The organism is Variovorax sp. DXTD-1 (assembly GCF_003984625.1).
Classification (GTDB): Bacteria; Pseudomonadota; Gammaproteobacteria; order Burkholderiales; family Burkholderiaceae_C; genus Variovorax.
In genome coordinates, this window is sequence record NZ_RWKH01000009.1 from 61,450 (window position 1) to 84,253 (window position 22,804).

21 protein-coding genes and 1 pseudogene are annotated in these 22,804 nt (G+C 65.9%); 15 read left to right on the forward strand and 7 right to left on the reverse strand.

Going from position 1 to position 22,804, the window contains the following annotated elements:
* The first annotated feature begins 53 nt into the window (after positions 1-53).
* Positions 54-1,607 (forward strand): glycine betaine ABC transporter substrate-binding protein, encoded by a 1,554-nt coding sequence (locus EJI00_RS10470; RefSeq protein ID WP_185868111.1) that lies wholly within the window; start codon positions 54-56, stop codon positions 1,605-1,607.
* A 49-nt stretch (positions 1,608-1,656) separates the two neighbouring features.
* Here the strand turns inward: EJI00_RS10470 and EJI00_RS10475 are convergent.
* A pseudogene (locus tag EJI00_RS10475) lies at positions 1,657-2,496 on the reverse strand (LysR family transcriptional regulator); the annotation flags it as partial.
* A gap of 73 nt (positions 2,497-2,569) precedes the next feature.
* On the opposite strand from EJI00_RS10475, the gene EJI00_RS10480 reads away from it, so the two are divergent.
* Positions 2,570-3,808, forward strand: coding sequence for a CynX/NimT family MFS transporter (locus EJI00_RS10480; protein ID WP_126747405.1), 1,239 nt, complete (start codon positions 2,570-2,572; stop codon positions 3,806-3,808).
* A gap of 21 nt (positions 3,809-3,829) precedes the next feature.
* On the opposite strand, the gene EJI00_RS10485 is transcribed toward EJI00_RS10480, so the two are convergent.
* From EJI00_RS10485 to EJI00_RS10510, 6 genes are all read right to left on the reverse strand, one after another.
* Complete coding sequence (locus tag EJI00_RS10485) at positions 3,830-5,266, reverse strand: aldehyde dehydrogenase family protein (RefSeq protein WP_126747406.1); 1,437 nt, start codon at positions 5,264-5,266, stop codon at positions 3,830-3,832.
* An 83-nt stretch (positions 5,267-5,349) separates the two neighbouring features.
* On the reverse strand, positions 5,350-6,705 hold the full coding sequence (gene gudD, locus EJI00_RS10490) for a glucarate dehydratase (protein ID WP_126747407.1): 1,356 nt from the start codon (positions 6,703-6,705) through the stop codon (positions 5,350-5,352).
* A 28-nt stretch (positions 6,706-6,733) separates the two neighbouring features.
* On the reverse strand, positions 6,734-7,183 hold the full coding sequence (locus tag EJI00_RS10495; RefSeq protein WP_126747408.1) for a nuclear transport factor 2 family protein: 450 nt from the start codon (positions 7,181-7,183) through the stop codon (positions 6,734-6,736).
* Between the two features lie 50 nt (positions 7,184-7,233).
* Positions 7,234-8,145, reverse strand: a complete 912-nt coding sequence (gene kdgD, locus EJI00_RS10500) for a 5-dehydro-4-deoxyglucarate dehydratase (protein ID WP_126747409.1) — start codon at positions 8,143-8,145, stop codon at positions 7,234-7,236.
* A gap of 141 nt (positions 8,146-8,286) precedes the next feature.
* Positions 8,287-9,264, reverse strand: coding sequence for a Bug family tripartite tricarboxylate transporter substrate binding protein (locus EJI00_RS10505; RefSeq protein WP_126747410.1), 978 nt, complete (start codon positions 9,262-9,264; stop codon positions 8,287-8,289).
* Positions 9,265-9,345: 81 nt separating this feature from the next.
* The gene (locus tag EJI00_RS10510) at positions 9,346-10,161 is read right to left on the reverse strand and encodes a FadR/GntR family transcriptional regulator (protein WP_126747524.1); all 816 of its coding nucleotides are present in this window, start codon (positions 10,159-10,161) and stop codon (positions 9,346-9,348) included.
* A gap of 188 nt (positions 10,162-10,349) precedes the next feature.
* Here EJI00_RS10510 and EJI00_RS10515 point away from each other — a divergent pair, with 188 nt between their 5' ends.
* The 13 genes from EJI00_RS10515 (at position 10,350) to EJI00_RS10575 (ending at position 22,705) form a co-directional block, all read left to right on the forward strand.
* Positions 10,350-11,180 (forward strand): NAD-dependent epimerase/dehydratase family protein, encoded by an 831-nt coding sequence (locus tag EJI00_RS10515; protein WP_126747411.1) that lies wholly within the window; start codon positions 10,350-10,352, stop codon positions 11,178-11,180.
* Between the two features lie 8 nt (positions 11,181-11,188).
* Positions 11,189-12,088, forward strand: a complete 900-nt coding sequence (locus EJI00_RS10520) for an SMP-30/gluconolactonase/LRE family protein (protein ID WP_126747412.1) — start codon at positions 11,189-11,191, stop codon at positions 12,086-12,088.
* Positions 12,089-12,123: 35 nt separating this feature from the next.
* On the forward strand, positions 12,124-13,092 hold the full coding sequence (locus EJI00_RS10525) for a TRAP transporter substrate-binding protein (RefSeq protein ID WP_126747413.1): 969 nt from the start codon (positions 12,124-12,126) through the stop codon (positions 13,090-13,092).
* Positions 13,093-13,292: 200 nt separating this feature from the next.
* The gene (locus tag EJI00_RS10530; protein ID WP_260590673.1) at positions 13,293-13,739 is read left to right on the forward strand and encodes a TRAP transporter small permease; all 447 of its coding nucleotides are present in this window, start codon (positions 13,293-13,295) and stop codon (positions 13,737-13,739) included.
* Positions 13,730-15,028, forward strand: a complete 1,299-nt coding sequence (locus EJI00_RS10535; protein WP_126747414.1) for a TRAP transporter large permease — start codon at positions 13,730-13,732, stop codon at positions 15,026-15,028. Before EJI00_RS10530 ends, EJI00_RS10535 begins: the two co-directional genes overlap by 10 nt.
* A 34-nt stretch (positions 15,029-15,062) precedes the next feature.
* Positions 15,063-16,670, forward strand: coding sequence for a galactarate dehydratase (gene garD / locus EJI00_RS10540; protein ID WP_126747415.1), 1,608 nt, complete (start codon positions 15,063-15,065; stop codon positions 16,668-16,670).
* Positions 16,671-16,700: 30 nt separating this feature from the next.
* Positions 16,701-17,462 (forward strand): SDR family NAD(P)-dependent oxidoreductase, encoded by a 762-nt coding sequence (locus tag EJI00_RS10545; RefSeq protein WP_126747416.1) that lies wholly within the window; start codon positions 16,701-16,703, stop codon positions 17,460-17,462.
* Between the two features lie 68 nt (positions 17,463-17,530).
* Positions 17,531-18,517 (forward strand): Bug family tripartite tricarboxylate transporter substrate binding protein, encoded by a 987-nt coding sequence (locus tag EJI00_RS10550; protein WP_126747417.1) that lies wholly within the window; start codon positions 17,531-17,533, stop codon positions 18,515-18,517.
* Positions 18,514-19,602 carry a lactonase family protein gene (locus tag EJI00_RS10555; protein ID WP_126747418.1) on the forward strand — a complete coding sequence of 363 codons (1,089 nt, stop codon included), beginning with the start codon at positions 18,514-18,516 and terminating at the stop codon, positions 19,600-19,602. Before EJI00_RS10550 ends, EJI00_RS10555 begins: the two co-directional genes overlap by 4 nt.
* A gap of 35 nt (positions 19,603-19,637) precedes the next feature.
* Positions 19,638-20,630, forward strand: coding sequence for a Bug family tripartite tricarboxylate transporter substrate binding protein (locus tag EJI00_RS10560; protein WP_126747419.1), 993 nt, complete (start codon positions 19,638-19,640; stop codon positions 20,628-20,630).
* A 150-nt stretch (positions 20,631-20,780) separates the two neighbouring features.
* Positions 20,781-21,632 (forward strand): archaetidylserine decarboxylase, encoded by an 852-nt coding sequence (asd, locus tag EJI00_RS10565; RefSeq protein WP_126747420.1) that lies wholly within the window; start codon positions 20,781-20,783, stop codon positions 21,630-21,632.
* A 176-nt stretch (positions 21,633-21,808) separates the two neighbouring features.
* Positions 21,809-22,261: a winged helix-turn-helix transcriptional regulator gene (locus EJI00_RS10570; protein WP_126747421.1), complete on the forward strand. Its 453-nt coding sequence runs from the start codon at positions 21,809-21,811 to the stop codon at positions 22,259-22,261.
* A 93-nt stretch (positions 22,262-22,354) separates the two neighbouring features.
* The gene (locus tag EJI00_RS10575) at positions 22,355-22,705 is read left to right on the forward strand and encodes an FKBP-type peptidyl-prolyl cis-trans isomerase (RefSeq protein WP_012746856.1); all 351 of its coding nucleotides are present in this window, start codon (positions 22,355-22,357) and stop codon (positions 22,703-22,705) included.
* The last annotated feature ends 99 nt before the right edge of the window (positions 22,706-22,804 follow it).

A 22,804-nucleotide genomic window follows, 5' to 3' on the forward strand; every position in this document is an offset into this window, starting at 1 on the left:
AGGAGATTGGCGGGTGCAACCGGCCGCCGTCGATCTCTATACACTGCCCTCCGATGCACCTGCCCCACCGCATCCTGCGCGCCGCCTGGCTGTTGTTCACCCTCGCCTGGATTGGCGCCACCGCATCGGCGCAGCCGGCCGACGGCACGCTGCGCGTCGGTTCCAAACGCTTCACGGAGTCGTACATCCTGGCCGAGCTGCTGGCGCAGACGGCCGCGCCGCACACCGCATCGCCGCCGGTGGTGCGCCAGGGCCTGGGCAACACCGCCATCGTTTACGAGGCGCTGCGTTCGGGTGCCATCGATGTGTACGCCGAATACACCGGCACCATTGCTTTGGAAATCCTGAAGGGCTCGCCGGCCGACACGCGCGAAGCCATGAATGCCGCGCTGGCACCGCTGGGCCTGGGCGTGGCCGTTCCGCTGGGCTTCAACGACGGCTATGCGCTCGCGGTGCGCGCGGCCGATGCCGAACGGCTCGGCCTGCGCACGCTGAGCGACCTGGCGCGCCACCCCGAGCTCAAGCTCGGCCTGTCGAACGAGTTCATCGGCCGCGCCGACGGCTGGAAGGGCCTTGCCGCGCGCTACGGCTTCACGCAGACGCCGACCGGCCTCGACCACGGCCTGGCCTACGAAGCCGTGGCCGCGAAGCAGATTGATGCGATCGACATCTACACCACCGACGCCAAGATCGAGCACCTCGGCCTGCGCGTGCTCGAAGACGACAAGAAGTACTTTCCACGCTACGACGCCGTGCTGCTGTACCGGCTCGACCTGCCCGCGCGGCTACCGAAAGCCTGGGCCGCGCTGCAGACGCTCGAAGGCCGCATCGACGAGCACGCGATGATTGCGATGAACGCGCGCGCCGAGCTGCAAAGCGTGCCCTTCGATGCGATTGCGCGCGACTTTCTCGCCAGCACGGGCAAGGGTGGCACGGCCCAGCCCCAGGACCTCCGGTGCGGCTTCACCGCCAAGCTCTTCGGGCCCGACCTTTGGCAACTTACGCGGCAGCACCTGGTGCTGGTGTTCGTTTCGGTGGGCGTCGCGATCCTGATTGGCGTGCCGCTCGCGATCCTGGTGTTCTCGCATGTGCGGCTGCGGGCGGCGGTGCTTGGTATTGCAAGCATCTTGCAGACCGTGCCGTCGCTCGCATTGCTCGCGGTGCTCATTTCACTGCTCGGCGCCATCGGTGCATTGCCGGCGTTGATTGCGCTCACGCTCTATTCGCTGCTGCCGATCATGCGCAACACGGTGACCGGCCTTGCCGAAGTGCCGAACGGCCTGCGCATGGCGGGCACGGCCCTTGGCATGACGCCGCCGCAGAGCCTGCTGCTGGTGCTGCTGCCGCTTGCGTTGCCCACGCTGCTGGCGGGCATTCGAACAGCCACGGCCATTGCCATCGGCACGGCCACCATTGCGGCTTTCATCGGCGCGGGCGGCTTCGGCGAGCGCATCGTGACCGGTCTCGCGCTCAACGACCGCGAGCTGCTCTTGGCCGGGGCGCTGCCGGCCGCGGCGCTGGCGCTGCTGAGCGAGGGGATTTTCGAGCTCGTGGAAATGCTGATGCGGCGCCGCCGCCGGGCGCCGCCGCTTTCGCTTCCGCCATGAGGCACTCGCGCAGCAGCGCGGCGCCTGCGCCCGGTGTCTTGTCGGCACGGTGGCAAAAGTGGCACTGCTGGCTGGTTGCGCCTTCAGGGCCGATGCGGCTCACCGGCAATTGCACCAGCGTTCCGGCGGCCAGGTCGCCCGCCACGAGCCACGAGGGCATCTTTCCCCACCCCAGGCCCGCGCGCAGCAGCGCAAGCTTGGCGTACATGTCGGTCACGCGCCAGGTCGAAGGCGAGAGCACGTCGATGTCGTAGCCCTGGCTGAGCGTGCTCGGGTCTTCCACCACGATTTGCACGTGCTCCGCCGCGGCGGTGTCCAGGCCCTTGGCGCCGCGTTGCCGCGCGTGGACGGCCAGTGCGTGGGAAGGCGCCGCTACGGCCAGCGTATGCAGCACCATCAAAAATTCGCGGCTGATCTTTTCGTCGGCATGGCCGAAGGCCGCAATGGCCAGATCGCACCGGCCCGCGCTCAATGCATCGATGGTGCCGCCCATCGAGCTGTATTCCACGCGAATGGCAATGCTCGGGTAGACCGCATGCATGCCGCGCAGCGCGCTGGCCAGGAGATCGGGCGGATAAAGCGTGTCGACCGCTATCGCGAGCCCGAGCTCGATGCCTTGCTCGAGCCCCTGCGCACGCGAGCGCAGCGCCTCGACCTTCGACAGGATGACCCTCACGTCGCCAAGCAGCGCCTTGCCCGTGGGCGTGAGCACCGGCTTGTGGCCCGACCGGTCGAAGAGCCGCACCTGGAGCTGCTCTTCGAGATTGGCAATGGCATGGCTCACGGCCGACTGCACGCGGTGCAGCCGCGCGGCGCCGGCGCGAAAACTCCCCGCGTCCGCCACGGCGACGAACATCTGCATCTGGCTGAGCGTGAGGATGTCCAGCATGATCTTTTCAATCGATTGACTTGGCCAATATTATTCGCTTTTATTGATCACGCATTCGCTGCAAAGTGGCGGCATGCAGAAGCAATTCGAAATGGCCGGCGCACCGCCCGCCGCCCTCCCCCTCTCGTCTTCAACACACTGGCGCGGCGTGGCGCTGGTGGTGGCCGCCGGTGTGGTGGCCTCTCTCCAGGTCGGCAAGGTCGCCATTGCAGTGCCGCAACTGCGCGCCGATTTCGGTCTCGACCTCTCGATGGTCGGCTGGCTGATGGCGATGTTTTCGCTGCTGGGCGTGGCCGGGGCCGTGCCAGTCGGCGCATGGGTCGCGCGCGCCGGCGACAGGCACCTGGTGCTCGCCGGGCTGCTGGCCATTGCCGCCGGCAGCACGGCGGGCGCGTTGGCAAACGACGTGGCCATGCTGCTGGCCGGCCGCGTTGTCGAGGGCTTGGGCTTCGTGCTGATCACCATTGCCGGCCCGTCGGTGCTGCAGCGCATGGTCTCGCCCGGCGGCAAGGACCTGGCCTTTGCCATCTGGAGCTGCTTCATGCCGACCGGCATTGCAATTGCGCTGTTCAGCGGTTCGCTGCTCGATGGCTGGCGGGGCTTCTGGCTGGGCAATGCCGCGTTGGCGGCCTTGCTCGCGGTGTTACTGCTGCTCGGCGTTTCGGGGGGCACCACCACCAGTGCCGCGCCGGTGTCGTGGCACAGCATGGCTCGCGATGCGGCCGCCACCGCCAGAGCTGGCGCGCCGGCACTGATAGCGGCCTCGTTCGTGATCTACAGCCTGCAGTTCTTTGCGCTCTTCAGCTTTCTGCCGGTGCTGCTGATCGAGCGCATGGGCGTGGGCATGGCGGCCGCCGGATCGCTGAGCGCGGTGGCCTGCTGCGTCAACGTGGCGGGCAATCTTGCAGCCGGCGTGCTGCTGAAACGCGGCGTGGCGCGCTGGCTGCTGGCAGCGGTGGCCAGCGCATTGATGGGGCTCTCGGCCATCGGCATCTTCCTGCCGGTGCTCGGCGCGTTGCCGGCGTTCTTGCTGTGCCTGGCCTTTTCGGGCGCGGGGGGCCTGCTTCCTGCAACGCTGATCGGCACCTCCCCCATCGTGTCGCCGAGTGCGCGGCTGGTACCGATGTCGATGGGCCTGCTCATGCTGGGCAGCAATCTCGGCCAGATGATCGGCCCCGTGGTCGTGGGGGGTGCGGTGGATTCGATGGGCTGGCCGGCGGCGGCCATCATCGTCGCACTGGCAGGCGCGATGGGTGTGCTGCTTGCACTGGGCCTGCGGCGCTCGATGGCGCGCAGCGGCCACCCACTTTGAAGGCGGGTGGCCGGGGGAACATCAAGCCAGCGTGTAGGCCGTCTTCACCGTGGTGAAGAACTCCTGCGCGTACTTGCCCTGCTCGCGCGGGCCGTAGCTCGAACCCTTGCGGCCGCCGAACGGCACGTGATAGTCCACGCCCGCGGTCGGCAGGTTCACCATCACCATGCCGGCCTGGCTGTGGCGCTTGAAATGCGTGGCGTACTTCAGGCTCGTGGTCGCAATGCCGGCCGACAAGCCAAACTCCGTGTCGTTGGCCGTGGCCAGCGCTTCTTCGTAGTTCTTCACGCGAATCACGCTCGCCACCGGGCCGAAGATTTCTTCCTTGTTGATGCGCATGGCGGCAGCCGTTTCGCTGAAGAGGGCCGGCGACATGTAGTAGCCGTCGGTCTCCAGCTTCAGGAGCTCGCCGCCGGCCGCCAGCGTGGCGCCTTCGCCCTTGCCGATGGCGATGTATTCCATGTCCTGGTCGAGCTGCGACTTGGACGAGACGGGGCCGATGTCGGTGCCCTGGGCCAGCGCGTCGCCGACCTTGATCTTGGCCATGCGGGCCTTCATCGCTTCGATGAACTTGGGGTAGATGCCTTCGGTGACGATCAGGCGGCTGGAAGCCGTGCAACGCTGGCCGGTGGAATAGAAGGCGCTTTGCACGCTCAGTTCCACGGCCTGGGCCAGGTCGGCGTCGTCCAGGATGACTTGCGGGTTCTTGCCGCCCATCTCCAACTGCACCTTCTTGTGGTTGGTCACGCATTGGATGGCGATGTTGCGGCCCACGCCCACCGAGCCGGTGAAGCTGATGGCATGGATGCCGGGGTGGTTGACCAGCGCGTTGCCGATGACGCTGCCGCGGCCCATCACCAGATTGAACACGCCCGCTGGAATGCCCGAGCGGTGGATGATTTCGGACAGGGCCCAGGCGCTGCCGGGCACCAGGTCGGCGGGCTTCAACACCACGCAGTTGCCGAAGGCCAGCGCGGGCGCGATCTTCCAGGCCGGAATGGCAATGGGAAAGTTCCAGGGCGTGATAAGGCCGACGACGCCGACGGGCTCGCGGGTGATTTCAACCCCGATGTTGGGGCGTACAGAGGGCAGCACCTCGCCCGACAGGCGCAGGCATTCGCCGGCGAAGAACTTGAAGATCTGGCCGGCGCGGGTGGCCTCGCCGATGCCTTCGGCCTTGGTCTTGCCTTCTTCACGGGCGAGCAGGGTGCCGAGCTCTTCCTTGCGCGCAAGGATTTCGGTGCCGATCTTGTCCAGCGCATCGGAGCGTGCCTGAATGCCGCTGGTCGCCCAGGCGGGGAAGGCGGCGGTGGCTGCGGCCACGGCGGCCTCCACGTGCGATGCGTCGCCCTGGGTGTACTGGCCCAGCACGTCGGCCAGGTTGCTGGGGTTCAGGTTGGGGCTGTAGCTGCTGCCCGCGCGCCATTCGCCGCCGATCAGGTTGTCGAAGTTTTGCATGTGTTTTCCTTGCTGCTCGATGAAAAGAAAGAAGCCGGGCACTGGGTGTCCGGCTGCGGAAATGGAAACGGGAGACTAAACCTTCAGCGGACCAGACATGGTTTCTTATTGTCGAAAGTCCACCCGGGGATGAGGTATTGCATGGCCTGCGCATCGTTGCGCGCACCCAGCCCGTGCTTCAGGTAGAGCTGGTGCGCCTTCTCGACCTCGTCCATGTCGAGCTCGATGCCCAGCCCGCCGCGGGTCGGCACCTTCACGAAGCCGCCCTCGATCTGCAGCGGCGCCTTGGTCAGGTGCTGGCCGTCCTGCCAGATCCAGTGCGTGTCGATGGCCGTGACCTTGCCCGGCGCCGCCGCCGCCACGTGCGTGAACATGGCAAGCGACACATCGAAGTGGTTGTTCGAATGCGAGCCCCAGGTCAGGCCCCAGGCCTGGCACAGCTGGGCCACGCGCACGGAGCCCTGCAGCGTCCAGAAGTGCGGGTCGGCCAACGGAATGTCCACCGACTGCAGCGAGAGGCTGTGCACCATCTCGCGCCAGTCGGTGGCCACCATGTTGGTGGCGGTCGGCAGGCCGGTGGCACGGCGGAACTCGGCCATGACTTCGCGGCCGGAGAACACGCCTTCGGCACCGCACGGGTCTTCGGCATAGGCCATGACGCCGTGCAGATCGCGGCAGAGGCGAATGGCGTCTTGCAGCAGCCAGCCGCCGTTCGGGTCGAGCGTGACGCGTGCTTGCGGAAAGCGCTCGTGCAGCGCGCGAATGGCCTCGACTTCTTCTTCGCCGCGCAGCACGCCGCCCTTGAGCTTGAAGTCGGTGAAGCCGTAGCGCGCATGCGTGGCCTCGGCCAGCCGCACGATGGCTTCGGGCGTCATCGCTTCTTCGTGGCGCAGGCGAAACCAGTCGTTGTCGGCGCCGGGGCCGCTCTCGTACGGCAGGTCGGTCTTCTTGCGGTCGCCCACGTAGAACAGGTAGCCGAGCATCTGCACCGCGTCACGCTGCTGGCCTTCGCCGAGCAGTGCGGCCACCGGCACCTCGAGGTGTTGGCCCAGCAGGTCGAGCAGCGCCGCTTCGACGGCGGTGACCGCATGAATGGTCACGCGCAGGTCGAAGGTCTGCTGGCCGCGCCCGCCGCTGTCGCGGTTGGCGAAGGCGCTGCGCATGCTGTTGAGCACGGCGTTGTACTTGCCGATGGGCTGGCCCACGATGAGGCCGCGCGCATCTTCGAGCGTCTGGCGGATCTTCTCGCCGCCGGGCACTTCGCCAACGCCGGTGTGGCCGGCGCTGTCGGTCAGGATCAGCAGGTTGCGCGTGAAAAACGGGCCGTGCGCACCGCTCAGGTTCATCAGCATGCTGTCGTGGCCCGCGACGGGCACCACGCGCATGCCGGTGACCACAGGCGCGCCGGAAACGGAAGAGATGGAAGCTGGATTTGTCATTTGCGCGAAACCTGGTGGAGAGCGAATGCTAGATGCGCACGGCTTGCCGGGCCAGCAACTTCCAGTCGTTGCCCTGCTTCTTCCAGATGCCGAGGATCTTCAGCGCCACCTTGCCGGGCTTGCCCGAATCCAGTGTATCGGCCGCAAGCGTGTGGCGCACGATGGCCGTATCGCCGCCCACCACCTTGATGGTCTGCTCGGTGATGGTGATGCTGACGAAGTCCGACTTGCCGGCGACCAGGTCGCCGATGAAGCTGTCCTTGGTGTCGACCCTGCCGCCCGAATGGCCGTAGCTCAGGTCGTCGGCCACCAGCGCGCCAAGGGCGGCCGGGGTCGGATCGATCATTGCCACGCGCAGCCGCTCGGCGGCCGCCGCCACCGCCGGCTCCGCCGATGCACCGCCGCCCGCGGGCATCATCGCGCAGCCCGTGAACAGCATGGCCGATGCGGCGGCCAGAAAAAGCTTCTTGATGAACATGTGTCGTTGTCTCCGTTGTTGTTGTTGATTGATTCGGCTGTTCGTTCTGCTTACTGCGGGCCGAGCGCGTCGATGAGCGCCTTCAGTTGCTCCATCTCGGCGGGCTTCAGATCGGTGAGCGGTGCGCGCACCGGGCCTGCGTCGTGGCCGACGATCTTGGCGCCGGCCTTGACGATGCTCACTGCGTAGCCGGGCGTGCGGTTGCGCAGCTCCAGGTACGGCATGAAGAAGTTCTTCAGCAGGCGATGCTGGGTGGCCATGTCGTCATCGCGCACGGCTTCGTAGAACTGCACCGCGGTCTTCGGAATGAAGTTGAAGACAGCCGACGAATACACCGGCGTGCCCATGGCCTTGTAGGCCGCTGCATACACCTCGGCCGTGGGCAGGCCGCCCAGGTAGGCAAAGCGGTCGCCCATCTTCTGGTAGATGGCAACCATGGCTTCGATGTCGCCGATGCCGTCCTTGAAGCCGACGAGGTTCGGGTTGCGCTCGGCCAGGCCGGCCAGCGTGTCGGGCTTGAGGCGGCTGGTGGCGCGATTGTAGACGATCACGCCGAACTTCACGCTCTTGCACACGGCCTCGACGTGCGCGGCCAGGCCTTCCTGGCCGGCTTCGGTCAGGTAGTGCGGCAGCAGCAGGATGCCGTGGGCGCCGGCCTTCTCGGCTTCTTGCGCGCACTGGATGGCAAAGCGCGTGGGGCCGCCGGCGCCCGCGATGATCGGCACCACGCCGCGGCAGGTGTCGACCGCGGTCTTGATGATGCCGGGGTACTCGTCGCCCGTCAGCGAGAAGAACTCACCCGTGCCGCCGGCCGCGAACAGCGCGCTTGCGCCGTAGGGAGCAAGCCACTCGAGACGCTTCTCGTAGCGGCTCTTGTTGAAGTCCCCGTTCGCGTCGAAGTCGGTCAACGGGAACGAGAGCAGGCCGGAGCCCATGATGGTTTTGAGTTCTTGAGGGTTCATCGAGACACCAGTAAGGGTAATAAAAAAAGAATCTGTTCTTTTCGGGGACTACCGCGGAACCGGCTTTGCCGGGCCGCTGGTAGTGCCCCCGGAAGGGGGTTGGCGAAGCGACACGAAGTGCGCGCAGACTGGGGGAGAGCCTTAATCCAGCTTGATGCCGGCGTCGGCGACGACCTTGGCCCAGCGCACGCGCTCCTTGCCGAAGAACTGCTCTTCTTCGGCCGGCGCCATGGTCACGACCTCGGCGCCCTGCCCCGCAAGGCGCGAGCGGATGTCGGCCGAGCGGATGACGGTGATCAGCTCCTTGTTGAGGCGCTGCACGACGGCGTCCGGAGTGCCCTTGGCAACCCGCACGCCCTGCCACGTGCCGGACTCGAAGCCGGTCACGCCCTGCTCCGCGATGGTGGGCACTTCGCCGATGAGCGGCATGCGCGTCGACTTGGAAACACCGAGCACCTTGAGCTTGCCGCTCTGCACGTGCGGCAAGGTGGCGAGCATGCCGTTCATCAGGATCTGCGTCTGGCCGGCCACGGTGTCTTGCACTGCCTGCACGCCGCCCTTGTAGGGCACGTACTGCCAGCGCGCGCCGCTGGCACGCTCGAGCGCCACGCCGGCAAGGTGCGGCGCGCTGCCCGTGGCGGTCACGGCAAAATTGATGTCCGACTTTTTCGACAGCGCAATCAGCTCTTTCAGGCTGTTGGCCTGCACCGACGGGTGCACCACGAGCAAGTGCGGCGAATAAGCCAGCATGGTCACGCCGCGCAGGTCCTTCGAAGGATCGAACGGCAGCTTCGTATAGACGGAGGGGCTGATGGCGAGCGCGCCCACGTCGCACAGCAGCAGCGTGTAGCCATCGGGCTTGGACTTGGCGACGTAGTCGGCGCCGAGGTTGCCGTTGGCACCCGGCTTGTTCTCGACGATGACCGGCTGGCCGAGCGCTTCCGACAGTGGCTGGCTGATGGAGCGGGCAATGATGTCGGACGAACCGCCCGGCGGGTAAGGCACCACAATACGAATCGGCTTCGATGGCCAGTTGTCGGCTGCATGCGCAGCGCCGCTGGCTGCAAGTACACCGCCGCCGAGGGCGCCGAGCATCAGATCGCGTCTTTTCAAACTCATTCAAGTCTCCAGCTGGTTTGTGTTGTCAGTCATCGTACAACTACAAACAACGATTGTCCAGCGTATTGCTGGAAATTTCGCTCAGGAAGCCGCGGGCGGCGTGGTGGCGGCCGTCTGCTGGGCCGCTTCCTGCGCCACGCGCAACCGCTCGCGGCTGTTGGTCAGGTGGATGCGCATGGCCGCGCGGGCCGATTCAGGATCGCGGCGCGCAATGGCTGCGTAGATCTCTTCATGCTCGCGGTTCACGCGGCTCAGGTATTCGCCGCGCCGGTCGTAGTTGCGGATCGCGGTGATGCGCGTGCGCGGAATGATCGTGGTGCCAAGGTGGCTCATGATGTCCGCGAAATACGGGTTGCCCGTGGCCTGGGCGATCTGCAGGTGAAAGCGGAAGTCCGGCGCCACCGTGTCCCCTGCCACCGCCACGTTGCGTTCGAAATCGTCGAGCGCCTGGCGCATGGCCAGCAGGTGCTCCTCCGTGCGGCGCGAGGCGGCCAGCCCTGCGGATTCGGTCTCGAGGCTGATGCGAAGCTCGAGCACCGCCAGCACGTCGACCGAGTTGGCAATGTCGGTCGAATCGAGCCGGAACATGCCTGCCGCGCGCGGCTGCAGCACGAAGGTGCCGACGCCGTGATGCGTTTCCACCAGGCCGGCGGCCTGCAGCTTCGACAGCGCTTCGCGCACCACGGTGCGGCTCACGCCAAACGACTTCATGATGGCCGATTCGGTGGGCAGTTTGTCACCCGGGCGCAGCGACTGGTTGCGAATTTTTTCGCCCAGGTCTTCGACCAGCCCGTGGGCCAAGCCGCGCGGGCGCGCGCGCCCCACAAAGGAGCCGCCGCCGGCGACTTCCGTCGCCGCATCCGAAATTGAGGGATTACCCGTAGCCGTTTGGACCATGGTCAAGATAATAATCCCCTATTAGTTGTACGACAACAGATAACTTATCACTCCAATCCTTCGTAAGTGCCGCTCTATCCATCGGCCGGTTATTTGGACTGACTCGATATCCGGATGAAGTTTGCCGCCCGATTAGGCCGCCTGGATTCACGGCCTACAGGAACCCACCCATTCACGCGCCAATAAACATGTCGACGTCCTCACAAGTTTCAAACAACAAGCTCCACCGGATTCTGCTCACCGGTGCGGCCGGCGGCCTGGGTAAGGTGTTGCGCGAACGCCTGCGCCCCTATGCCGAGATCCTGCGCCTTTCCGACATTGCAGCGCTCGCGCGTTCCGAAGGCGCGCATGAAGAAACGGTGCCTTGCGACCTTTCGGACAAAGCAGCGGTGCATGCGCTGGTCGAGGGCTGCGACGCGATCGTGCACCTTGGCGGCGTTTCGGTCGAGCGTCCGTTCGAGGAGATTCTCGAGGCCAACATCAAGGGCGTGTTCCATATCTATGAAGCCGCCCGCCGCCACGGGGTGAAGCGCGTGGTGTTCGCGAGTTCGAACCACGTGATCGGCTTCTACAAGCAGGACGAACGGCTCGACGCCGGCGTTGCGCGCCGGCCCGACGGCTACTACGGCCTTTCCAAATCGTTCGGCGAAGATGTGGCGCAGTTCTACTTCGACCGCTACGGCATCGAGACCGTGAGCATCCGCATCGGCTCGTCTTTCCCCGAGCCGCTCAACCGCCGGATGATGAGCACCTGGCTCAGCTACCGCGACCTCACTGCGCTGATCGAAAAATCGCTCTTCACGCCCGACGTGAAGCACACGGTGGTCTACGGCATGTCGGCCAACCGCGATGTGTGGTGGGACAACAGCGCGGCGGCGCACCTGGGCTTCGTGCCGCAGGACACCTCCGAAGTGTTCCGCGACAAGGTCGAGGCCCAGCCTCCCGTGGCGCCGACCGACCCCAATGCCATCTATCAAGGCGGTGCCTTCACGGCGCAAGGCCCGTTCGGCGATCAATGAGAACCGGCATGCAAGCGGAACTCGTTCTCGATGCGAAGTGCGCGACCGGCGAAAGCCCGGTCTGGCGCGCCGACGAGCAGGCACTTTACTGGGTCGACATTCCGGCGAAGCAGCTGCACCGCTGGCACGCCGCAACCGGCGAACACAGCGTCTGGACCGGCGACGAGATGCTCGCCTGCATTGCGCCGCGCGCCGGACATTCGGGCGAATGGATTGCCGGCATGGAGAGCGGCCTGTTCGCGATCGCAACGCGCGCCGACGGTACGCTGGCCGCGAGTCCCATTGCTGGCGCAGCCCATGCCGAACACGGCATGCGCTTCAACGACGGCCGCTGCGACCGGCAGGGTCGCTTCTGGGCCGGCACCATGCAGATGGACATGGCGGCGGCCCACGAGGTTGGCCGCGTCTACCGCTACCAGGCCGACGTGAACGCGGGTGCCGCATTGCGCCCGCAGTTCGAACACATGATCGTTCCGAACGGCCTCGCCTTCAGCCCGGACGGCAAGACGATGTACCTCTCTGACTCGCATCCGCTGGTTCAAACCATCTGGGCCTTCGACTACGACATCGACACCGGCACTCCGCATGGCCGCCGCGTGTTCGTCGACATGAAGCCCCTGCCGGGCCGCCCCGACGGCGCCGCGGTCGACGCCGACGGCTGCTACTGGATCTGCGGCAACGACGCAGGCCTGGTGCACCGCTTCACGCCCGAGGGAAAGCTCGACCGTTCGCTCGAAGTGCCGGTCAAGAAGCCCGCCATGTGCGCCTTTGGCGGTCCGCAACTCGACACCCTCTACGTGACATCGATCCGCCCCGGCGGCGACCTGTCCGATCAACCGCTGGCGGGCGGCGTTTTTGCACTGCGTCCTGGCGTCAAGGGTCTTCCAGAACCCGAATGCCGTTTCTGATTGCTTTTTAACCACCAACCCGAAGAGGAAGACAAATGAAATACAACCGTCACCTGATTGCGCTGGCTGCCGGCCTGTGCGCCATGGCTGCAGGCGCCGTCGAGTTCCGCTCGGCCGACGTGCACAACAGCGACGACTACCCCACGGTCGCAGCCGTCAAGCACATGAGCGAACTGCTCGACAAGCGCAGCAACGGCAAATACAAGATCAAGGTGTTCAACAAGAGCGCACTGGGCAGCGAGAAGGAAACGCTCGACCAGGTCAAGATCGGCGCGCTCGAAATGAACCGCGTGAACATCAGCGCGCTGAATTCGATCTGCCCCAAGACGCTGGTGCCGACGATGCCCTTCCTGTTCGACTCGATCGCCCATATGCGCAAGTCGCTCGACGGCCCCATCGGCGAAGAAATCTTGAAGGGCTGCGAGCACGAAGGCCTGGTCGGCCTGGCCTTCTACGACAGCGGCGCGCGCTCCATCTACGCCAAGAAGCCGGTGAAGACGCTGGCCGACGCCAAGGGGCTGAAGATCCGCGTGCAGCAGTCCGACCTGTGGGTTGCGCTTGTGAGCGCCATGGGTGCCAACGCCACGCCAATGCCCGCTGGCGAGGTGTTCACCGCGCTCAAGACCGGCCTCATCGACGCCGCCGAAAACAACATTCCTTCGTACGACGGTTTCAAGCACTACGAAGCAGTGAAGTTCTATTCGCGCACCGAACATTCCATGGCGCCTGAAATGCTCGTGATGTCCAAGGCCATCTACGACAAGCTGCCCAAGGCCGATCAGGACCTGTTCCGCGCCACGGCCAAGGAATCGGTCGCGTTCCAGCGCAAGAAGTGGGACGAGCAGGAAGCCAAGTCGCTCGAAGTCGTGACCAAGGGCGGCGCCCAGATCGTGGCCGACGTGGACAAGGCCTCGTTCCGCTCGGCCATGACGCCGGTCTACACCAAGTTCATCTCGACGCCTGACCTGCAGCGCCTGGTCAAGGCCGTGCAAGACAACAAGTAGCGCGCCCCGGCCCTTCCCGTCCTGCGGGGAGGGCCCCACCCATATTCAGGGAATTTCCCATGACACTGACCGTTCCCGCGGTAGACACGATGGCGACCGGCGTGCCGGTCGAGCTCGAAGACCTGGTGAATCCGAACGGACGCCCTCCGTCCAACCACGCCTATTCCCGCTTTTGCGCGTTTCTCTCCAAGGCCAGCCTGATGCTCGCCGTGGCGATGCTCATCACCATCATCGTGTGCGTTCAGTACCAGGTGGTCGGCCGCTATGTATTCAACGACACGCCGACCTGGGCCGAAGGCCTTGCGCTGCAGCTGGTGCTGTATGTCACCGCGCTCGGCGTTGCCGTGGGCGTGCGGGATGCCGGCCACATCGGGCTCGACTCGCTGGTGGTGCTGCTGCCCGAATCGCTGCGCCTGAAGATCGAAGTGCTGATTCATGCGCTGGTTGCGCTCTTCGGCGGAATCATGGCGTGGAGCGGCTGGATCTGGACATCGCTCAAGTGGACCGACATCAAGCCCATGATGGGCATTCCGGTGGGCCTGGACTATCTGGCGCTCGTGATCGCGGGCCTCCTGATCGTACTTTTTTCGATTGAACATATCGTCGCCCTGCTGCGCGATGAAGAAGTGGTGCCCGCGTGGAACTGACTGTCCTCTCTCTCGTTTTCCTGGTGCTGCTGGTGCTGGGCGTACCGGTCGCGTTCTCGATCGGCCTGGCCTCCGTTGCCACGGTGCTGTATGCGGGCCTGCCCGTTGCCGTCGTGTTCCAGAAGATGGTCGGCGGCATGCAGATCTTCTCTTTCCTCGCGATTCCGTTCTTCGTGTTTGCCGGTGAACTCATGCTCTACGGCGGCATTGCGCAGCGCATCGTGCGCTTTGCGAACAGCCTGGTGGGCCACGTGCGCGGCGGCCTGGGCATGAGCAACGTGATCGGCTGCACGCTGTTCGGCGGCGTTGCCGGCTCGCCGGTGGCCGACGTCTCGGCCATGGGCTCGGTGATGATTCCGCTCATGAAGAAGGAAGGCTACGACGCCGACTACGCCGTCAACGTGACGACGCACGCGGCCCTGGTGGGCGCGCTGATGCCCACGTCGCACAACCTGATCATCTTCACGCTCGCGACCACCGGCATCGCATCGGTCAGCGTGCTGAGCCTGATTCTGGCGGGCCTGATTCCCGCGCTGCTGCTCACGGTGTGCAACCTGGCCGCCGCCTACTACGTGGCAATCCGCCGCGGCTATCCGATCCGCGGCGCCTTCCCCGGCTGGGGCGAGGTGCTGGCAGCGTTCATCGGCGCGCTGCCCGGCTTGATGATCGTGGTGATCATCCTGGTGGGCATTCTGTCGGGCGTGTTCACCGCCACCGAATCGGCCGCAACGGCCGTGCTGTGGGCGTTGGGCGTAACGGTGCTTGTCTACCGCTCGCTCAGCCGCAAGGACTTTCTCAAGGCCTGCGCCAAGGCATGCAAGACGACCGGCGTGGTGCTGCTGCTGATCGGCATCTCTTCCGCCTTCGGCTACTTCATGGCGCTGTACGAAGTGCCGCAGAAGACCGGCGAGCTCATGACCAGCGTCTCGAGCGATCCGTGGGTCATCTTCCTGATGATCAACGTGCTGCTGTTCGTGCTGGGCACCTTCCTGGACATGGCCGCCACGATCCTGATCTGCACGCCCATCTTCCTGCCCATTGCCATGCAGTTCGGCATGAGCCCGGTGCAGTTCGGCATCGTGATGCTGATCAACTGCGCGCTCGGTCTGAACACGCCGCCGGTGGGCACCACGCAGTTCATAGGCTGCGCGATCGGAGGGGTATCGGTCGGGCAGGTGATGCGGTCGATCTGGCCGTTCTATGGTGCTCTCTTGATCTGCCTGATGCTCGTGACCTACGTGCCGGCGTTCTCGATGTGGCTGCCCGACCTCGTCAACGCGGTGAAGTAACAGCAAAGACCCGCAACGCAACGCTCGTTTCCCGATGGCCGACTCACCCCTCCCCTCTTCCGCGGCGGCGCGCCCGCCCCACCGCATCCACATGCACGCGGCGGACAACGTCGCCATTGTTGCCAACGACGGCGGGCTGAAGGCCGGCGCCACGTTCGCCGATGGCCTGGTGCTGGTCGACAACGTGCCGCAGGGCCACAAGGTCTCGCTGACCGACTTGGCCGAAGGCGATGCAGTCGTCCGCTACAACGTGCCAATCGGCTACGCGCTCAAGGCCATTCCGCGCGGCAGCTGGGTGCACGAGCGGCTGCTCAGGATGCCCGCCGCGCGCGAGCTCGAGGGCCTGCCGATCGCCACCGTCAAGCCGCCTGCGCAAGCGCCGCTCGAGGGCTACACCTTCGAGGGCTACCGCAACCTGGACGGATCGGTGGGCACGCGCAACATCCTTGCCATTACGCAGACCGTGCAGTGCGTGGCGGGCGTGGTCGACTTTGCGGTCCAGCGCATCAAGGCCGAGCTGCTGCCGAAGTACCCCAACGTCGACGATGTGGTGGGCCTTTCGCACAGCTACGGCTGCGGCGTGGCCATCGACGCACCCGATGCGGTGATTCCAATCCGTACGCTGCGCAACATCAGCCTCAACCCGAATTTCGGCGGCGAGGTGATGGTCATCAGCCTGGGCTGCGAAAAGCTGCAGCCCGAGCGCCTGCTGCCGCCGGGCAGCATTGCGCTGGTGGACGAGCGCAATGTGGCCGACATCGGTGAGACGGCCAATGCCAAGCTCGACGTGGTGTGCCTGCAGGACGACGCCCACGTGGGCTTCATGTCGATGATCGATTCGATCATGCGGCAGGCCGAGGAACACCTGGAGCGGCTGAACGCCCGCAGGCGCGAGACCGTGCCGGCCAGCGAGCTGGTGGTGGGCGTGCAGTGCGGCGGCAGCGATGCGTTTTCGGGCGTCACGGCCAACCCGGCCGTGGGCTTTTGCACCGACCTGCTGGTGCGCGCCGGCGCCACCGTGATGTTCTCGGAAGTGACCGAGGTGCGCGACGGCATCGACCAGCTCACCTCGCGCGCAACCACGCCCGAAGTGGCCGAGGCCATGATCCGCGAAATGGCCTGGTACGACGCCTACCTGGACCGCGGCCGCGTCGACCGCAGCGCCAACACCACGCCCGGCAACAAGAAGGGCGGGCTCTCGAACATCGTCGAAAAGGCCATGGGCTCGATCGTGAAGAGCGGCAGCGCGCCGATCTCCGGCGTGGTCTCGCCGGGCGAGAAGGCAAGGCAGAAAGGCCTGCTCTACGCCGCAACACCCGCCAGCGACTTCATCTGCGGCACGCTGCAGCTGGCGGCCGGCATGAACCTGCACGTGTTCACCACCGGCCGCGGCACGCCGTACGGCCTGGCCGAAGTGCCGGTGATCAAGGTCGCCACGCGCAGCGACCTTGCGCGCCGCTGGCACGACCTGATGGACGTGAACGCAGGCCGCATTGCCGACGGCGACGCCACCATCGAGGACGTGGGCTGGGAAATGTTCCGCCTGATGCTCGACGTGGCCAGCGGCCGCAAGAAAACCTGGGCCGAACAGTGGAAGCTGCACAACGCGCTGGTGCTGTTCAACCCCGCACCCGTGACCTGACTTCATTCGACGACCTCGAAAGGAAACACCATGGAAGACCTCAAGGGCAAGACAGCCCTCATCACCGGCGCCAGCACCGGCATCGGCGCGGCTGTGGCCGTTGCATTCGCGGCGCGCGGCATGCGCGTGGCGGTGCACTACAACAGCTCGGCCGACGCCGCCAACCAGGTCGTCGAGACGATCCGCAAGGCCGGCGGCGACGCCTTCGCGCTGCAGGGTGACGTGCTCGACACAGCCGCCATCCGCGAATGCGTGAAGCAGACGGCCGCCCGGTTCGGCCGCATCGACGTGCTGGTGAACAACGCGGGCAGCCTGGTGAAGCGCGTGCCCATTGCGGAGTTCGACGATGCGCTGTTCGACGAAGTGATGCACATCAACGCGCGCTCGGTGCTCGCGTTTGCGCGCGAGGTGGTGCCGCTCATGCGCACCCACGGCGGCGGCAACATCATCAACGTGACGTCGGTGGCGGCGCGCACTGGCGGCGGGCCCGGCGCCTACCTGTATGCAGGCTCGAAGGGCTTCGTGAGCACGGCCACGCACGGGCTCGCACGGGAACTCGTCGGCGACAAGATCCGTGTCAACGCGGTGGCGCCAGGCGTGATCCAGACACCGTTCCAGGACCGCTTTTCCACGCCCGCGATGCTCGAGTCGTTCCGTGCCGGCATTCCGATGGGGCGCATCGGCACGCCGGACGAATGCGTGGGCGCTTTCCTCTACTTGGCCTCCGAGCAGCTTTCGGGCTACGTGACGGGCCAAGTGATCGAGGTGAACGGCGGGCAGTACATGCCCTGACGGCCAGACGAATTTCAGCCTTTTTCCCGAGGCTTGCGAATCAAGATCAATAACGGAGACAACAACCAATGAGAAGAAACAGATTCCTGCGCGGCCTGGCCGCCCTTTCGGCGACAGCGGGCCTTTCGTTCGGCTACGCGGCATTGGCCACGGCCCAGAGCAACAGCAACAACTTTCCAAATCACGCCATCGAGCTGCTGGTGCCCTACCAGCCGGGCGGCGGCACCGACGGTCTGGCGCGCGCGTTTTCCGAAGCGAGCCGCAAGCACACGTCGCAGAGCATCGTGATCGTCAACCGCCCGGGCGCCGGTGGCGCCATCGGCTGGACCGAGGTGATCAACGCCCGGCCCGACGGCTACAAGCTCGCGGTGCTGACGGTAGAGCTGCTCACGCTGCCGCACCTGGGCCTGGCCAAGTTCAACTACGACGACTTCCAGCCGATTGCGCAACTCAATGCCGACCCGGCCGCCATCACCGTCAAGGCCGATGCGCCCTGGAACACCATCGAGGAGTTCCTGGCCGCGGCAAAGAAGTCGCCCGAAAGCGTGCGCGTCGGAAACTCGGGCAACGGCTCGATCTGGCACCTGGCCGCGGCCGCGCTCGAAGACAAGACCGGCACCAAGTTCGGCCACATTCCGTTCCAGGGCGCGGCGCCCGCGGTGCTGGCCCTCTTGGGCGGACACATCGAGGCGGTGGCGGTGAGCCCGGCCGAGGTCACCACGCACGTGCAGTCCGGCAAGCTCAAGGTGCTGATGGTCATGGCCGACAAGCGGGTGAAGGGCTTCGACAAGGTGCCCACCGCCAAGGAGCGCGGCATCGACCTGTCGATCGGCACGTGGCGCGGCCTGGGCGCGCCCAAGAACACGCCGCCCGAAGTGATGGCAAAGCTGCGCGAGATCACGGCCAAGACGGCGGCCGAGCCGCTCATGCATGAAGTGATGGACAAGCAGAACCTCGGCTATGTCTACACCGATGGCGCGGTGTTCAAGGAAACGCTGGCCAAGGACAACGCCTACTTCAAGGCGCTGATCGCCAAACTCAACATCAAGCCATGAACCGCACGCCCATCATTCGCGCGCTTCGCGGCGCGGTTGCGCTGCTGTCGCTGGCTGCCGCGGGGCACGCCTCGGCGGGCACCTGGGTTTACGTTTCCAACGCCGACAGCCAGGAAGTCTCCGTGCTCGAGCTGGACCGCGCGCTCGGCGTGCTCAAGCCGGTGCAGGCGCTGAATGTTGGCGGCACCGTGATGCCGATGGCGGTGAGCCCCGACAAGCGCGTGCTGCATGCCGCGCTCCGTTCGCAGCCGTTCCGCGTGGTCAGCATGTCCATCGACCCGGCCACCGGCAAGCTGCAGAAAATCGGCGAAGCGCCGCTGGCCGACAGCATGGCCAACATCGATCTCGATGCAAGCGGCAAGTGGCTCTTCGCGGCCTCTTACCAGGGCGGCAAGATCTCGGTCAATGCCATCGGCAAGGACGGTGCCGCGGGCGCAATCCAGCAGCTGGTGCAGACCGGGCCGAATGCGCACGCGATCCACGCGGACGCGAGCAACCGCTTCGTGCTTGCCACCAGCCTGGGCGGTGACAACGTGTCGAGCTGGCGCTTCGATGCGGACAAGGGCCTGCTCTCGCCCAACGATCCGCCGCTGACCATGGCCGCCGCGAAGTCGGGCCCGCGCCACTTCGTCTGGGACAAGGCGCAACGCCGCGTCTACCTGCTGAACGAACTCGACGCGAGCCTGCACGTGTACGGCTGGGACGCCGCGCGCGGCACGCTCAAGCTGGAGCAGAGCACCACCACGCTGCCGCCCGGATTCACCGGCAAGCCCTGGGCGGCCGATCTGCACCTGACGCCCGACGGGCGCTTTCTGTACGCATCGGAGCGCACGTCGAGCACGATTTCAGCCTTCAGGGTGGACGCGTCCACCGGTCAGCTGAAACCGCTCGGCCAGACACCGACCGAGAAAACGCCGCGCGGCTTTGCCATCGATTCGAGCGGCCGCTACCTGGTTGCCGCCGGGCAGGAGTCGCACAGCGTTGCGCTGTACGCCATCGACTCGGCCACCGGCGCCCTGGGCAAGCCTTCACGCATCAGCGTGGGCAAGAACCCGAACTGGATCGAAATCGTCGACACGCCGTGACGACGACCCGCAACATCATCAAAGGAGACCTCGCCATGCAACGCCGCACACTCATCCGCACCGCTCTCGCCTCTTCGATTGCCGTGGGCCTGCCCGCCTTCGCGCAGGGCCCCGGCAACTGGCCCACGGGCAAAGCCATCACCTATCTCGTGCCGTTTCCCGCGGGCGGCACCACCGACGTGCTGGCCCGCCTGATCGGGCAGAAGCTCGGCACGGTGCTGGGCACCAGCGTGATCATCGACAACAAGGGCGGCGCCGGCGGCAGCGTGGGCTCCGAAATCGGCGCGCGCGCCGCACCCGACGGCTTCACGATGGTGGGCGGCACGATCAGCTCGCATGCCATCAACATCAGCCTGTACCCGAAGCTCGGCTACGACCCGCAGAAGTCGTTTGCGCCCGTTACGCTCATCGGCACCAACCCGCTGGTGCTGGTGGTGAACCAGGCCAGCCCCTACAAGACCTTGAAGGACGTGCTGGAAGCCAGCAAGACCAAGTCGGGCGGGCTTTCATCGGCGTCGGCCGGCACGGGCACGTCGCAACACCTGTCGCTCGAGCTGCTGGCGTTCAAGTCGGGCGTGAAGTTCACGCACATTCCTTACAAGGGCAGCGGCCCGGCCATCCAGGACGTGATCGGCGGCCAGGTCGACATGATGTTCGACACCTCCGTGGTGGCGGGCCCGCATGTGCAGAGCGGCAAGCTGCGCGCCATTGCCGTGACCTCGGCCAAGCGCCTGGCCTCGATGCCCGACGTGCCGACGGTTGCGGAATCCGGCATTGCGGGGCTGCAGGACTTCGAGGTGCTGTCGTGGCAGGCGATCTTCGTGCCCGCGGGCACGCCGGCGCCCATCGTCGACCGGCTGCACACCGAGATCCGCAAGATTCTTGCAACGCCCGAAATGCAGGAAAAGCTCAAGGGCTTCGGCATGGAGCCCGCGGACCTGAGCACGGCAAAGATCGCGGCCTTCCAGAAATCCGAAGTCGAGAAGTGGGCTCAGGTAATCAAGGCGGCGGGCATCAAGGCGGATTGATTTCGCCCCGGGGGCCGGCGAGCCCCCTGCCCGCTTGCGCGCCCGGTTAGCCGGTGCGCAATACAAGGGAAGCTTCCTACGTCCGGACGCCGGGGGCCTTTATAGAATGCCCCTCCGATTTGCATTCCAGGCCTGCCCGGCCATTCACACGTGTCCGACCGCTCAGCCGTACTGCACCAATACCTGTTTCCCAAGCAGGCACTGACAAATTTTGCCGGCTGGGTCGCAGGCAAGGAACGCGGCGCCGTCACCACCTGGATCATCCGGCGCTTCGTGGCCAAGTACGGTGTCGACATGGACGAAGCGCTCGAGTCGGACATCAACCACTACAAGAGCTTCAACCAGTTTTTCACGCGCGCGCTCAAGCCGGGCGTGCGCCCCCTGGCCGATGCCGACCTGGTGTGCCCGGTGGACGGCGCAATCAGCCAGTTCGGCGCCATCGAGGGCGACCAGATCTTCCAGGCCAAGGGCCACAACTACACGACCACCGCGCTGGTCGGCGGCGACTCGACGCTGGCGGCCCGCTTCGCGCACGGCAGCTTTGCCACGCTGTACCTGAGCCCCAGGGACTACCACCGCATTCACATGCCGTGCGACGGCCGGCTGCTGCGCATGATCTACGTGCCCGGCGACCTGTTCTCGGTCAACCCGGCCACCGCGCGCGGCGTGCCCGGCCTGTTTGCGCGCAACGAGCGCGTGGTGTGCGTTTTCGAAACCGCGCGCGGCCCCTTCGTGCTGGTGCTGGTGGGTGCCACCATCGTCGGCAGCATGGCCACCGTGTGGCATGGCGTGATCAATCCGCCGCGCGGCGGCGAGCTGCGCGAATGGAATTACGCCGACCAAGAGATCGTGCTCAAGAAGGGCGAGGAGATGGGTCGCTTCTTGCTCGGCTCCACCGTGGTCATGCTGTTCCCGGCGCCCGCGCTGGTGTTCAACCCCGATTGGTCGCCGACCCGTGCCGTTCGCCTGGGCGAAGCCATGGCCGATTTTGTCAGTTTGTGAGGCTTTGTCTCAGGGCCCGCATGCAGCATGCACCCGTAGCTATAAAACTAGTAGCATCGTGATCCTTGCGCTATAGTCGCCGACCAACGAGCGGCCATAGCAAGCCAACAAGAACGCGAGGCACCGGCCCTGCCGCCAGGACCGATGGCCCGCCCAGCCCCGAGGAGATGATGTCGATGAGTACCAAGGAAAACGCAGCCATCAGCCAGCTGCTCGCATTGCTCGAAGCACGCTATGCACTGCGCGTGCTCTGGGCGCTACGGGACGGGCATGCGCAAACCTTCAGGCTGCTACAGGACAGTGTCGGCGGCATTACTCCCAACACGCTCAATACGCGCATCAAGGAATTGCGCGAGGCCGGTCTCGTCAGCCATGGCGGCGACGGCTACAGCCTCACGGTGAGCGGGCAAGACCTGCTCAAGCGGCTGTCCGACCTGCAGGCCTTTGCGAGCAAGTGGCAGCTGGGCCAGGTCAAGAAGGCCGCGGCACCGGCGCCTGCCGCGCCTGCTTCATCGCCGGCGGCTGCCACGCCTGCGGCACCCGCTGCTTCCGGCTCGGCGGAATCTCCGGCGCCGGCACCGTCCGCCCCGCCCTCATCATCTACCCCGCCCGCCGACCCTGCCAATTGAGCAGGCCGGCAGGCCGGCCGCGGGGCATCGGTAAACTTCGCGCCTTCGCTGGTCCATCCATTCATCATCCAAATTGACGCAAGGAGCGTTCACATGCCTACCACTCCCTCCGGCCTCCAATACGAAGACACCACCGTGGGCGACGGCGCCGAAGCCAAGGCCGGCCAGCACGTGCACGTGCACTACACCGGCTGGCTCTACAACGACGGTGTGCAAGGCGCCAAGTTCGATTCGAGCCGCGACCGCAACGACCCCTTCGCGTTTTCGCTGGGCGCCGGACAAGTCATCAAGGGCTGGGACGAAGGCGTTGCCGGCATGAAGATCGGCGGCAAGCGCACGCTGATCATTCCCGCCTCGCTGGGCTACGGCGCACGCGGCGCCGGCGGCGTGATTCCTCCCAATGCCACGCTGAAGTTCGACGTCGAGCTGCTCGACGCGCACTGAACAGGCCAGGCTCGCCCCCAGGCTGCGCGGCACTTCGTGTCCGCTTCGCCCACCCCCTACCGGGGGCGACACCAGCGGCCCGGCAAAGCCGGTTCCGCG

Bases quoted from the DNA above. Each gene is read 5' to 3' on its own strand.
- kdgD (WP_126747409.1), bottom strand. From the start codon at position 8,145: ATGAACCCTCAAGAACTCAAAACCATCATGGGCTCCGGCCTGCTCTCG.
- garD (WP_126747415.1), top strand. From the start codon at position 15,063: ATGGCCGACTCACCCCTCCCCTCTTCCGCGGCGGCGCGCCCGCCCCAC.
- EJI00_RS10515 (WP_126747411.1), top strand. From the start codon at position 10,350: ATGTCGACGTCCTCACAAGTTTCAAACAACAAGCTCCACCGGATTCTG.
- EJI00_RS10520 (WP_126747412.1), top strand. From the start codon at position 11,189: ATGCAAGCGGAACTCGTTCTCGATGCGAAGTGCGCGACCGGCGAAAGC.
- EJI00_RS10495 (WP_126747408.1), bottom strand. From the start codon at position 7,183: ATGTTCATCAAGAAGCTTTTTCTGGCCGCCGCATCGGCCATGCTGTTC.
- EJI00_RS10525 (WP_126747413.1), top strand. From the start codon at position 12,124: ATGAAATACAACCGTCACCTGATTGCGCTGGCTGCCGGCCTGTGCGCC.
- EJI00_RS10480 (WP_126747405.1), top strand. From the start codon at position 2,570: ATGCAGAAGCAATTCGAAATGGCCGGCGCACCGCCCGCCGCCCTCCCC.
- EJI00_RS10560 (WP_126747419.1), top strand. From the start codon at position 19,638: ATGCAACGCCGCACACTCATCCGCACCGCTCTCGCCTCTTCGATTGCC.
- EJI00_RS10550 (WP_126747417.1), top strand. From the start codon at position 17,531: ATGAGAAGAAACAGATTCCTGCGCGGCCTGGCCGCCCTTTCGGCGACA.
- EJI00_RS10555 (WP_126747418.1), top strand. From the start codon at position 18,514: ATGAACCGCACGCCCATCATTCGCGCGCTTCGCGGCGCGGTTGCGCTG.
- EJI00_RS10570 (WP_126747421.1), top strand. From the start codon at position 21,809: ATGAGTACCAAGGAAAACGCAGCCATCAGCCAGCTGCTCGCATTGCTC.
- EJI00_RS10470 (WP_185868111.1), top strand. From the start codon at position 54: ATGCACCTGCCCCACCGCATCCTGCGCGCCGCCTGGCTGTTGTTCACC.
- EJI00_RS10575 (WP_012746856.1), top strand. From the start codon at position 22,355: ATGCCTACCACTCCCTCCGGCCTCCAATACGAAGACACCACCGTGGGC.
- EJI00_RS10545 (WP_126747416.1), top strand. From the start codon at position 16,701: ATGGAAGACCTCAAGGGCAAGACAGCCCTCATCACCGGCGCCAGCACC.
- EJI00_RS10485 (WP_126747406.1), bottom strand. From the start codon at position 5,266: ATGCAAAACTTCGACAACCTGATCGGCGGCGAATGGCGCGCGGGCAGC.
- EJI00_RS10505 (WP_126747410.1), bottom strand. From the start codon at position 9,264: ATGAGTTTGAAAAGACGCGATCTGATGCTCGGCGCCCTCGGCGGCGGT.
- gudD (WP_126747407.1), bottom strand. From the start codon at position 6,705: ATGACAAATCCAGCTTCCATCTCTTCCGTTTCCGGCGCGCCTGTGGTC.
- EJI00_RS10510 (WP_126747524.1), bottom strand. From the start codon at position 10,161: ATGGTCCAAACGGCTACGGGTAATCCCTCAATTTCGGATGCGGCGACG.
- EJI00_RS10530 (WP_260590673.1), top strand. From the start codon at position 13,293: ATGCTCGCCGTGGCGATGCTCATCACCATCATCGTGTGCGTTCAGTAC.